Origin of the sequence: Mycobacterium sp. (genome assembly GCF_035506235.1) — a bacterium.
Lineage (GTDB): Bacteria > Actinomycetota > Actinomycetes > Mycobacteriales > Mycobacteriaceae > Mycobacterium.
In genome coordinates this window covers 16,178-28,159 of record NZ_DATJPU010000137.1, presented here as the reverse complement: position 1 = coordinate 28,159, position 11,982 = coordinate 16,178, and the positions used below count along the sequence as shown (strand labels likewise).

The 11,982-nt window shown below is 68.4% G+C and carries 9 protein-coding genes; 2 read left to right on the top strand and 7 right to left on the bottom strand.

The window, feature by feature from the left end; translation table 11 throughout:
* Window positions 1–29 precede the first annotated feature (29 nt).
* From VMD50_RS12345 to VMD50_RS12335, 3 genes are all read right to left on the bottom strand, one after another.
* The gene (locus tag VMD50_RS12345; RefSeq protein ID WP_325428034.1) at window positions 30–1,016 is read right to left on the bottom strand and encodes an Acg family FMN-binding oxidoreductase; all 987 of its coding nucleotides are present in this window, start codon (window positions 1,014–1,016) and stop codon (window positions 30–32) included.
* A gap of 96 nt (window positions 1,017–1,112) precedes the next feature.
* Window positions 1,113–2,600 carry a bifunctional aminoglycoside phosphotransferase/ATP-binding protein gene (locus VMD50_RS12340; RefSeq protein ID WP_325428033.1) on the bottom strand — a complete coding sequence of 496 codons (1,488 nt, stop codon included), beginning with the start codon at window positions 2,598–2,600 and terminating at the stop codon, window positions 1,113–1,115.
* A gap of 39 nt (window positions 2,601–2,639) precedes the next feature.
* Window positions 2,640–3,527: a universal stress protein gene (locus tag VMD50_RS12335; protein ID WP_325428032.1), complete on the bottom strand. Its 888-nt coding sequence runs from the start codon at window positions 3,525–3,527 to the stop codon at window positions 2,640–2,642.
* Between the two features lie 190 nt (window positions 3,528–3,717).
* Between VMD50_RS12335 and otsB the strand changes: the two genes are divergently transcribed.
* Complete coding sequence (gene otsB, locus VMD50_RS12330; protein WP_414686054.1) at window positions 3,718–7,323, top strand: trehalose-phosphatase; 3,606 nt, start codon at window positions 3,718–3,720, stop codon at window positions 7,321–7,323.
* 142 nt (window positions 7,324–7,465) lie between these two features.
* Window positions 7,466–8,275, top strand: a complete 810-nt coding sequence (locus tag VMD50_RS12325; RefSeq protein ID WP_325428030.1) for a universal stress protein — start codon at window positions 7,466–7,468, stop codon at window positions 8,273–8,275.
* A 34-nt stretch (window positions 8,276–8,309) separates the two neighbouring features.
* Here VMD50_RS12325 and VMD50_RS12320 read toward each other — a convergent pair whose 3' ends face one another.
* The 4 genes from VMD50_RS12320 to VMD50_RS12305 all read right to left on the bottom strand — a co-directional run bounded on the left by VMD50_RS12320 (window position 8,310) and on the right by VMD50_RS12305 (window position 11,869).
* The gene (locus VMD50_RS12320) at window positions 8,310–8,678 is read right to left on the bottom strand and encodes a SpoIIAA family protein (protein ID WP_325428029.1); all 369 of its coding nucleotides are present in this window, start codon (window positions 8,676–8,678) and stop codon (window positions 8,310–8,312) included.
* A gap of 22 nt (window positions 8,679–8,700) precedes the next feature.
* Complete coding sequence (locus tag VMD50_RS12315) at window positions 8,701–9,579, bottom strand: universal stress protein (RefSeq protein ID WP_325428028.1); 879 nt, start codon at window positions 9,577–9,579, stop codon at window positions 8,701–8,703.
* Window positions 9,567–10,115 (bottom strand): GNAT family N-acetyltransferase, encoded by a 549-nt coding sequence (locus tag VMD50_RS12310; RefSeq protein WP_325428027.1) that lies wholly within the window; start codon window positions 10,113–10,115, stop codon window positions 9,567–9,569. Before VMD50_RS12310 ends, VMD50_RS12315 begins: the two co-directional genes overlap by 13 nt.
* Before the next feature lie 101 nt (window positions 10,116–10,216).
* Window positions 10,217–11,869, bottom strand: coding sequence for a sensor histidine kinase (locus VMD50_RS12305; RefSeq protein WP_325428052.1), 1,653 nt, complete (start codon window positions 11,867–11,869; stop codon window positions 10,217–10,219).
* Window positions 11,870–11,982: the final 113 nt, after the last annotated feature.

Genomic DNA, 11,982 nt, shown 5'->3' with positions numbered 1-11,982 from the left:
CCACCTCCCTGATCTTTGCGGGCCGCCCGTCATCTGCGAAACTCGAGAACCTCGGTCACCAGGCGCCGGGCGGTGGATTCGACGTGACCGTTCAGCGTCGATGCGCCGACCCGGATCAGCAGCTGCGGCGTTCCGGCGGTCCCGGTGAGCTGCCTGATGGTGTCGCGGCTCATGGCCATTTCGGTCATGTGGGTCAAGGTGCAGGTGGCCATGCCCGCGACGGTGCACTCGAGCAACACCGCCGACAGCGCCTCACCGCAGCGCAGGACGTCCAGCCGAGCATCGTCGCGGAGCGTGGACAGCACGAGGATCTTGGAGTGGTCGTGGTCGACTCTGGAGCGGTGCGGTTCCACGCCCGCCGGGGGAAAGGCGCGGGCGACGTCCACCGCGGCGGCTTCCGGGCCGGACACGAGCGCGCTGTCGGGCACATGGGTGGCGTCCGACTCGAATGGCGATGTCCACCAGCGCAACTCGGACACGTAGGACGTGTCGTAACGACGCAGCTGCTCGGTCAGGTGGGATGCCTCGGCCAAGATTGGCCGGGCGTCGTCGGCCACCACGTCGAGCAACACCTCATAGGGCATAACCGCGCGGCGCAGCGCCGACTGCAAGGACGCCCACGCGGAGGGGGCGGCGAACGGCAACCGATCGGTGCGCCGACGGCGGATCGCGGCGGCGCGTTGCCGCTGCGCCTCCGTCACGACCTCGGTCGGCCGGAACTCGAGGGTGGCCAGCAGGTCCGGTTCGGACGGATCGGGCAGGCGGGTGGTCGAGGAGTTCCACCCGGCAGCGGCCATGGCGACCCTGAGGTGGTCAAGCACTGCGCCGCAACTCAGGATCAGTTCCCGGCCCGTGCGGTCGGTCGCGGGCATCAGCCGGCGGGGGTCGGCCCACAGCTGCAGCCGGGCGCCCTCGACCACCCACCGCCAGGGCTGGCTGTTGTGCAGCGAAGGCGCCCGGCTGGCCAACATGACCGCGTCCCGGATGACCTCGGAGTCCGGCACCTTCACCAGCATGTCAACCACCCCATTTGGTCTGTGAGCCCGACATTAGGGATTTCATCGGTTGCGCTGACAGGGCCGTTGGTCCCGAACGACCGGGGCGTTCGGCTCCTAGCAGGAGCACCAGAGGGCGAGGGCCTGTCGCGCCGAGTCCCCGGGGGGCCCCGAAGTGTCAATCCGGTGCGCGGTGTCCCACCCGGCTTGCTGGGCGGCCAACACCGCGGCGATCTCGGGGGTCACCTCGGAGTTGCCGGGTGGCCTGGAGGTGATCCGGGCGGCCGCCGCGTCGGTCGCGGCCGCGCACCGCAGTTCCACCGTCGCCGAGTGCGTTTCGGTGGCGAGGCGACGGGCCCGGGCGCGCATCTGCGGATCCCGCCACGTGCCGTCGAGGATCACCGATTGCCCGTTGCCCAGCAGCGGGCGCGCCCGGTTCAGGGCGGCCTCGTAGACGGTCGCGACGTTGTCCGGGCTGTACAGCCCCTCATTCAGCACGCCGGCGTCCCCGGTGATCGCGCGCGAATCCCGCAATTCCCGCCGCACGTCGTCGGTTGAAATCACCTGCGCCCCAGTCTGTTCGGCGAGCACCCCGGCAACGGTGGACTTGCCGGTGCCCGGGTTGCCGCCGACGAGCGCCAGGCGCACGCGACCGGTTTCGAGGTGCTCGACGGCGATGGCGAGGTGGCGCTCGGCGTCCCGCGCGGCCTCCGGCTTGCCCTGTGACAGCCGCACGCAGTCGACCTTCGCCCGGACGCCGGCGCGGTAGGCGATGTAGAAATGCGCGAGCGCCGGCGGCACGGCCCGCGCCGAATGCGCGGCGTAGCGCTCGAGGAAATGCTCCCCGAGGTCTTTGCGGCCCAAGAACTGAAGATCCATCGCGAGGAAGGCGGCGTCGTCGACGCAGTCGACGTAGCGCAGTTTGTCGTCGAACTCCAGGCAGTCCAGCAGCGCGGGTTGGCCATCCACGCAGAAGATGTCGTCGGCGAGCAGATCACCGTGACCGTCGACGATGAGCCCTTCCTCGATGCGCCGCCCGAACAGGGGCCCACGGCCTGCGACGAATTCGGCGGCAAGGCGCCGCACTCGCGCCAGTGACTCGGGCGGCAGCGTGCCCGCGTAGCGGTCGAGTTCGGCCAGGTTGTCCCGCCAGCGTCGGTCGATCGCGCCTGGGTCGCCCTCGGCGCTGATCACCGGGCCCCGCTCGGCGCCCCGGTGAAACCGCGCCAACACGGCGGCGACGGCATCGAGCAAGCCGCGAACGGACTCGCCGGGTCCGTGCCTGACGATGGACGCCAGCCGATCCTCGTCGCGATAGCGACGCATGACCACGACCGGTTCGGCCGGCCCTCCGGCCGGGTCGCTGAGGTAGGCGAGCCCGAGATAGCTGTCGGGCGACAGCCGGCTGTTCAACTCGACCTCCCGCCGGCACGCGCGCTCGCGCTGCTCCTGCGTGCGAAAGTCCAGAAAGTCGGTCAGGACCGGCTTTTTCGCCTTGAAGGCCCGGTCGCCGGCCAGCACGACCACGCCCGTGTGGGTTTCGTGCACGTCCGCATAGGGGACATAGGGGCCGTGCGGCCCGGAAGTCTTGGCAGTCTCGGTCACCGTCCCAGCGTCCGTCGCCGGGGACGTCCGTGCCAAGTCCTATGACGGCCGCGCCACGATGACCGGCATCCGGACCGAGTGCACGACGGCGTTGCTGACCGAACCCAGCAGCGTCCGTGCGATGCCGCCCCTGCCGTGGCTGCCGACGACGACCAACTGCGCGGACTCCGATTTTTCGATCAGCTGGCGGGCCGGCCGATCGCAGACGAGGAGCCGGTGCACCGTGACGTCGGGATAGCGTTCCTGCCAGCCGGCCAGGCGTTCGGCCAGGCTGCGCTCGGCTTCGTCCTTCACCGCGGCCCAATCGAATCCGGGGAGTTCGAGCACCTGGACGTCGCTCCACGCGTGCAACGCCTCCAGCTCGACCCCGCGGCGGGATGCCTCGTCGAAGGCGATCGCCGTCGCAAGCTCGGAGGCGGGCGATCCGTCTATCCCCACCAGCACGGGGGCTTGCTGCGGATGCGGCATCAGCGGATCCTCGTCCCGAACGACCGCCACGGGGCACTTGGCATGCTGGACCACGCCGGTGCTGACCGAACCCAGCAGCAGCCGGCCCACCGCTCCGCGTCCGTTGCTGCCGACGACGACCATCTCGGCCTCTTCGGACAGCTCCACCAGCGTCGCCACCGGCGGGGAACACTTCAGCTCGCTGCTGATGGCAAGCCGCTGCTCCCCCGGGACGGCGTCCTCGGCGACCTTGACCGCCTGCTCGAGCGCCTGCCGGCCGTCCTGTTCCTGCCATACCGTGACCCCGGCCGGAATCGGTATCTGGGGGAAAGTCGGCACGTAGCTGCTGTACATGTGGACCAGGGTCAGCGGCACGTTCCGCATCGCCGCATCGCGGGCCGCCCAGCAGACGGCGGCGCTGGAAGCCGGCGATCCGTCGACTCCGACGACGATGCCGTGCCGGTTCATGGGTGTGGACATCTTCTTCTCCCTTGGTCAGGTGAAAACGCTATTGGCCGAACGGTCGTCGATCATGAGGCTTTAGTCCCCAAACCCATGGACCTGAGGCCCCGCTACGCCGCGCGGTATTGACCGGGGGCCGCGAAGTGGCATCGTCACAGAAGTGACCGAATGGCCCGCCACCGTTGACCGGCGCTACCACGACGCGGCGATCCTCGGCCTGGACACCGTCGTCGCCGAGACCGCCACCGGCGGCGCCGAGGCGCGCGACTCGACCGTCCCGTTCCTGCGGCGACTGCAAGATGCCGGCGTCGCGACAGCCGTTTGCTCGCCCGGCCGGGACTGCGCGCAAGTCCTGCGCGCCGCCGGAATTGACGACCTGGTGGGCGTCGTGGACGGCGACGTGGCCCGAACGGTAAACCGCTCGGGGGTGCGCCCCGTCCGTTGCGTTCTCATCGACCGCGACCCGACCGGCCTCAAGGCCGGCAGGGACTTGGGCATGGACCTCGTCATCGGCCTTACGCGCAACGGAGACGCCGACGAGCTGCTGTCGTCCGGGGCCGACACCGTAATCGCCGACCTCGCCGAGATCTCGGTGCGCAGCGGTGGGGCGCCCATGTCGAGGATCACCGATGCCCTGCAGGCCTACGGCCAAGTGAAGGAACTGGTCGCGAACCGGCGACCGGTGGTCTTCCTCGACTTCGACGGCACGCTGTCCGAGATCGTGGAGAACCCGGACTCGGCGTCGCTCGTCGAGGGTGCCGACGAGGCGCTGCGCGCACTGGCCACACAGTGCCCCGTGGCGGTGATCAGCGGCCGCGATCTGGGCGATGTCCGCGACCGAGTCAACGTCGACGGGGTCTGGTACGCCGGCAACCACGGCTTTGAATTGGCGGCACCGGACGGCAGCACCCACGAGCATGACGCCGCCGCCGGCGGCGTCGGCGCGCTGGCCCGCGCCGCCGACCACCTGGCGGAAACACTCAGCGATATCTCGGGAATAGTGCTGGAGCGCAAGCACTTTGGCATCGCGGTTCACTACCGCCATGCCAATCCCTTTAACGTCGACCGGGTGGTCAGGGCTGCCCGTGAACTCGCCCGCTCCGAGGGCCTCAGGGTCACCACCGGTCGCAAGGTGATCGAGCTTCGCCCAAGCATGGGCAAGGGAACGACGCTCAACTGGCTGCTCCAGCGCATACTGGGCAGCGACGGTGCCGATCCGGGTGCCGTGTTGCCGATCTATATCGGCGACGACATCACCGACGAGGATGCCTTCGACGCGGTCCAATTCGACGGCGTGGGAATCGTGGTGCGCAACGACGAGAACGGTGATCGTGTCTCCGCCGCGCTGTTCAGCCTCGAAAGCCCCCCAGCGGTAGCCGAATTCGTCCGCCGGCTGGCCAAAGACCTGGAATCCGCCGCATCGAGACCCCAAGACGCTTGGGAACTCGCTTACGAGGGCTATGACCCGCAGTATGAGCGGCTGCGTGAAGCGCTGTGCACCGTCGGCAACGGCTACGTCGCGACCCGGGGCTGCGCCCCCGAGGCGGCGGCATCCGACTCCCATTACCCGGGCACGTATACCGCCGGCGTGTACAACACGCTGACCGATCGGGTCGCGGACCGCACCATCGAGAACGAAAGCCTCGTCAACCTGCCCAACTGGCTCTCGCTGACGTTCCGGATCAACGGCGGCCCGTGGTTCCATGTCGATGACGCCGAAATACTTTCCTACCGGCAGACATTCGATCTGCGCCATGCGACGTTGACCCGAAGGCTGCGGTTCCGGGACGGATCGGGCCAAGTCACGACGTTGGACCAGCAGCGCTTCGCCTCCATGCACCAGCCCCACCTGCTCGCCATGCGCACCACCCTTGGCGCCGAGAACTGGTCGGGCACAGTCGAGTTCAGCTCGCTGCTGGATGGCGGCGTGCAAAATACCAATGTCGAGCGCTACCGGTCGTTGTCCAGCGCGCATCTGACCCCGTCGGTGATCGACGAAATAGGGGCCGACTCGGTGCTATTGCGGACGGAAACGTCGCAGTCGCACATCTCGATCGCGGTCGCGGCCCGCACCACCCTGTGGCGCGAGGACGCCCGGGCCGATGCCCAGTACGCCGTCGTGGCCGACGGCGACCGTGGCGGTCACAACATCGCGGTCGCCCTGTCCGCGGGCCAGTCGATCACCTGCGAGAAGGTCGCGACCTTCTTCACCGGCCGCGACACCGCCATATCGGAACCGGCAAGCGCCGCACAGCAATACCTCGACTCGACCGGGCGATACGCCGACCTGCACCATCAGCACGCCCGGGCGTGGGACCGGCTCTGGGAGCAGTGCAAAATCGGACTGAGCGACAGCACGCTGATGCTGCGGGTCCTCCGCCTGCATTTGGTGCATGTGCTGCAGACGATTTCGCCGCACACCGCCGAACTCGACGCCGGGGTGCCGGCGCGGGGCCTGCACGGCGAGGCCTACCGAGGACACGTCTTCTGGGACGCGCTGTTCGTCTCCCCGGTGCTGAGCCTGCGCCTGCCGAACGTCGCCCGTTCGCTGCTGCTCTACCGGTACCGGCGGCTTCCCGAGGCGCGCCGCGCGGCGCGGCGGGCGGGATATCTCGGCGCGATGTACCCCTGGCAATCGGGCAGCGACGGGCGCGAGGTGAGCCAGGAAGTGCACCTCAATCCGCAGTCCGGGCGGTGGAATCCGGACGCCAGCGCGCGCGCGCATCACGTCGGCCTCGCGATCGCCTACAACGCGTGGCAGTACTACCAGGTGACCGGTGACCGCCGGTGGCTGGGTGACTACGGTGCGGAGATGCTGGTCGAGATCGCAAGATTCTGGGTGGGCCTGGCCACCTTCGATGACACCCGCGGACGCTACACGATCCGGGGAATCATCGGCCCCGACGAGTTCCATTCGGGTTATCCCGGCAAGGAGTACGACGGGATCGACAACAACGCGTACACCAACGCGATGGCGGTGTGGGTGATCATGCGGGCAATGGACGCGCTGGACCTGCTGCCGCTGCGGGACCGGCTCGACCTGGTCGGAAAGGTCAACCTGACGGCCGACGAACTCGATCGGTGGGATGACGTGACGCGGCGCATGTTCGTCCCCTTCCACGACGGTGTGATCAGCCAGTTCGAGGGCTATTCGGAGCTGAAAGAACTGGATTGGGAGGGCTACCGGCAGCGCTACGGCAACATCCAGCGACTCGATCGCATCCTGGAGGCCGAAGACGACACCGTGAACAACTACAAGGCGTCCAAGCAAGCCGATGCGCTGATGCTGTTCTACCTGCTGTCGTCGGAGGAGTTGCTGGGCCTGTTCGGCCGGCTCGGCTACCGCTTCGCGCCAGAGCAGATTCCCAAGACGATCGAGTACTACCTGTCGCGGACCTCGGACGGATCGACGCTCAGCGCGGTCGTCCACTCGTGGGTCCTCACCCGCGCCCACCGGCACCATGCAATGCGGTACTTCGTCGAGGTGCTGGGTTCCGATGTCGTCGACATCCAGGGCGGCACCACCTCGGAGGGAATACACCTGGCGGCCATGGCGGGCAGCGTCGACCTGCTGCAACGGTGTTTCACCGGCCTGGAAACGCGCGACGACCGGCTGGTACTCGCCCCGCACTGGCCCGAGGCGCTCGGCCCCATCGAGTTCCCGTTCGTCTACCGCGGTCAGCGGGTTCATCTGCGGATCAGCGGAAGGACCGGCGTTTTGACGTCCGAGTCCGGCAACAGTGGAGGAATCACAATCGAATGCCGCGGCCGCGTGCACGATCTCTTGCCGGGGCGCAGCATCGAGGTCGCGTGAAGCCGGGGCGGGCCGCAAGGACCAATGCCCCGAAAAGGGGGTCCAACGGCCCTGCTGACACGCCGCCGTCGGCCAATAGCTTCTTCACATAACGGCCCACGGGACTGCCCCGGTAATGCGGCCGTTCGAGTCGGGAGGAATCATGAACCATCCGCAAGCAACGGCGCGGATCGTCGTAGGCATCGATGGCTCACAGGCAGCGATCAACGCGGCGACGTGGGCGATCGCCGAGGCGATCAGCCGGAATGTCCCGCTGCGGCTGATCCATGCCATCCCCGATCGACCCGTCGATGCGACCGGCGACGACGGCATGGAGGTCGGGTACGCCGAAGATTCCCTGCGCGGCGCCGACGCCGCGCTGCAGGCCACGGGCCAGCCGGTCAAAGTCGAATGCGACATCGTGCGCGGGTCGCCGGAGGGCATCCTGGTCGACGAATCACGAGGGGCGGCCATGATCTGCGTGGGATCCGTCGGGATCGGCCGCATCGCCCGAAAGCTCCTAGGCTCGACCGCCGACGCCCTTGCCCATAAAGCGCAATCCCCGGTGGCCATCGTTCGCAGCGGCGGCGGCACGTCGGACACCGGATGGGTCGTCGTCGTCGTCGACGATTCGCCGGCCAACGACGCGGTGCTCGAGCATGGCTTCCGCGAAGCGCGGCTGCGCCGCGCACCGATCCTGGCGCTGGGGGTTTGGCGGTGGGGGCTGGGCGAGATCCCCTACCCCCAGCTGGAGCATCGGCTGGGCCCGTGGGTGTCGCGGTACCCCGAGATCCATGTCATGCCGGCCGCCGCGCGGCGCGGACCGGCCGAGTTCCTCGCTCACACGGAGGAGTCCGTGCAACTCGCGGTGGTGGGCGGTGAGGACGCGGACAAGGTGGCCCGGATGGTCGGCTCAACCGGTCCACACCTGTCCGGTCACACCGGATGCTCGGTGCTCGTGGTGCGCGGCTGAGTCCTTTTGGCCGCGAGAGGCTTTCGCCCATGACCTAGCCGGCGGCCCATTCCGCGGCTCGGTCGAGTTCATCGAGCCCGAACACGGCCACGTCGCCCGGGATCATCCATGCCAGGGCGTGCAGGACATGGCCGACCCAGTCCTTGTCGGACACTATCGCGATCCGCTTGAAGGCCGAGTGGTGTGAGAGGACCATGCCGAGCCCCAGCTTGATGTCCTCGGCGAACCCGCCGGGGCCGAAACCCTCGTAGTCGGACGCGATGACCTCCACGATCCTGACCTCGCCAGCTTTCAGCATTTCTTCCATCTCGGGCCGGAAGCGGCGTAGCTCGTCACCGCGCAGCCGGCCGGAGACGCGGATGCCGGTCACCCCCGGCGGCATGTCCGGCAGTAGTTCGATCATCGCGTTCTCCCCGATTGGATCCTCAACGAACGACGAGCACGGGAACTCGTGCCGATTGCGCCACAGCGGAACTCACCGACCCGAGCAGCATCCCCGGAAATCCCCCGCGACCGCGACTGCCGACAAAGACGAGTTGGGCGTGTTCGGACTCCTCGACCAACCACCGGGACGGCTTGTCGCAGAACAACAATCGCTCGACGTGCACGTCCGGATACTGTTCTTGCCAGCCAGCCAGGCGTTCGGCCAGAATTTCCTGCCCCTCGCGCTCGCGGTCGCGCCAGTCCATCCCGAGGATGGGGAACACCCCGACGTCGCTCCACACGTGTAGCGCGCGCAGCCCGACCCCACGGCGCGAGGCTTCGTCGAAGGCCAGGGCGGTCGCGGCTTCCGACGCGGGCGATCCGTCGACGCCCAGGAGGACGGGTGCGTTGGCGTCAGGGGCCGGGCCCTCGCCGGAGTGGATGACCGCGACCGGGCAGTGCGCGTAGTGAATCAGTCCGGTCGTGACCGAGCCCAGCAGCAGGCGGCCCAGCGCACCCAGGCCCTGGCTTCCGGCGACAATCACCCAGGCGTCCTCGGACGCCTCGATCAGCGCCGGCATCACACCGGAATAGGCCACCTCCGTACGAATTTCGGGTGGCCGGGCGCCCGCCAGGCTGGCGCTCAGCGTCTTGCTTGCCTGATCGATGACCTGCTGCGCGTCCTCGTGCTGCCACTCGGGCATGTCGGCATACAGTTGCCCCACCGGCCAGCCGACGACCACCGGTTCCACGGCGTGCATCAACGTGATGGGCAGCTTGCGCAGGACGGCCTCGTGGGCACCCCAGGCGACGGCGGTGTCGGATGCCGCCGACCCGTCGACGCACACCAGCACTCCGTATTTCTTTGTCATGTCGGACATTTCGCATCCTCGTCGCTCACATCGGGCAGCTCGATCTCCAGGTGACGCACCGACCCGTAACCCGCCGGCTCACAACGCCACCCCAGATCGAAGACCACCATGAGCATGAGATGGTTCTCGCCCAGGACGTCGGCCACGAAGCGCCCGATTCCATGGGCCCGGGCGACCCGGGCGAGATGTTTGAGCAGGGCCGTTCCCACGCCGAGTGAATGATCTTCATGGGCGACCACGATGGCGAACTCGGCGGCCTTCGGATCCTCCCGGACGAGGACATAGTGGGCCACACCGATCAGCCGGTCGGCGTCGAAAGCGCCGAGGGCACACAGCCCGTCCGGAGGGTCGGTCAGCTTGCCGACGAGTTCGGCCAGCTCGACCGGCTGCAGCGTGAAGAACCGGAAGTAGCGGTCGTGGTCGGAGAGGTGCTGGTGGAGCGCCAGGACGGCCGCGGCGTCGTCGGCGCCGAGCCGGCGCAACGACACCACCCGCCCATCGAGCAGTCCAGCCGTAGCCGCGCATTCCACCGCTTGATCGCTCATGATCAAGGACGTTATTCCCCGCCGGGGCGGTTCGGCAGGGGCCGTTGGACCCCACCCCGGCGGATTTGGTCCCGCCGCGCGGCCCTGCCGGTTAGGGCCGGTTACTGCTCGGTGAGCGGGGCGACCCAGTGAACCCGGGTGCCGCCCTCCAGCGGACTGTTGACCTCGCAGCTGCCGCCGAGCTGCTCGGCCCGGTGCTTCATGTTGGCCAGGCCGCTGTGGCGCGAGTTACCGGCGGGGATCCCGCAGCCGTTGTCGGTCACGTCGAGGACGAACATGTCGGCGACCTCCACCTCGACGGTCAGTCGCGACGCGCCGGAGTGGCGCAGCACGTTGCTGACGGCTTCCGCGGCAACCGCTTCGGCGTGCTCGGCAAGCCCGCCGGCCACGGCGGTCATCGGTCCGTGCAGGCGCATCGTCGTGACGATCTCGCGATTTTCGGTCAGGTCGGCGACCACTTGCTGAATCCTCTGCCGGAAGTCGCCATCCTTTCCCAGCGGGGATTTGAGCTGAAAGATCGTCGAACGGATCTCCTCGATGATGGTCTGCAAATCGTCGAGTGTGCGGTTGAGCCGCTCGGCCACCTCCGGCGAACGCGCCCGGGCGAGCGTGCCCTGCAGGTCCATGCCGGCGGCGAACAGCCGCTGGATGACATGGTCGTGCAAATCGTGCGCGATTCGCTCGCGCTCGGCGATGATGGTCAGCTGGCGCGCGTCGTCCCGCGCCGCCGCCAAGACCAGGGCCATCGCGGCGTGAGTTGCGAAATCGCTCACCAGGTCGAGGTAACTCTCGTCGAACGGTGGCTGGTCGGCGGCGCGGGCGATCGCGATCACCCCCGCGACCCGATCGTCGGCGCGCAGCGGCATCAGGATGGCGGGGCGCTGGCCGACATCGGTGAAAGCCTGGATCGGATACCGCAACGACTCGGTGATCAGCGGTTCGCCGGAACGGAAAACCTCGCCGCTGCTGGACCGGTCCACCGGAACTCGCCGGCCCATGACCTCCTCGGCGTGCACCCCCACCGCGGCCGCGACCACCAGCGTGTCGGTGACGTCATCTGGCAGGTCCGCGTCGGCAGGGACGAGCACGATCGCCTGTTCGGCGTCGGTCAGAATCCGCGCGCTTTCGGCGATCAGCTGCATCGGGCGCCGGTGCGGGTGGGCGCTGGACAGCAGGGCGGTGGTGATCTCGCGGCTGGCCTCCATCCACTTCACCGACAACCGCTCGCGCTCGAACAGGCGCGCGTTATCGATGGTGGCGGCGGCCGCGAACGCCAGCGCACGGGCCGCGACCTCGTCGGACTCGGAGAACACCCGCTCCGGGTCGACGTGGGTCAGGTAGATGTTGCCGAAGACCATCCCGCGGATCGTGATCGGCACCGCGAGAAAGGCCCGCATGGGAGGGTGGTGTTCGGGAAACCCCACGGCGGCCGGGTGCGCGGTCAGGTCCGTCACGCGCAGCGCCGGCATGTCGAGCAGCGACAGGCTCAACAGCCCCTTGCCGACCGGCAGATGTCCGATGAGTGCAGCGGTGTCGGCGTCCATTCCCGCGTGGATGAACCGGAGCAAGTTGCCCTCGGGGTCGCGGATGGCCAGCGCACCGTACGGGGCGGAGGTCAGCTGCCTGGCCGCGGCGATGATCCGCTGCAACGTCGCGTCGAGATCACCGACATCTGCACCGATCTCCACGAATACGCGGAGCAGCTGCTCCATCTGGTCGCGCGCAGCCAGCAACTCGTCGAGCTGGGCGTGCATCCTGCTGACCAGCTCGCGTTGGCCCAGCCCAGCAAACGCCGAGCTGCGTTCGTCGCTGGCCACCCGACCTGTACCTCCACGACGCCTTCAGCGATGGGGCAGCTGGCGCCGGA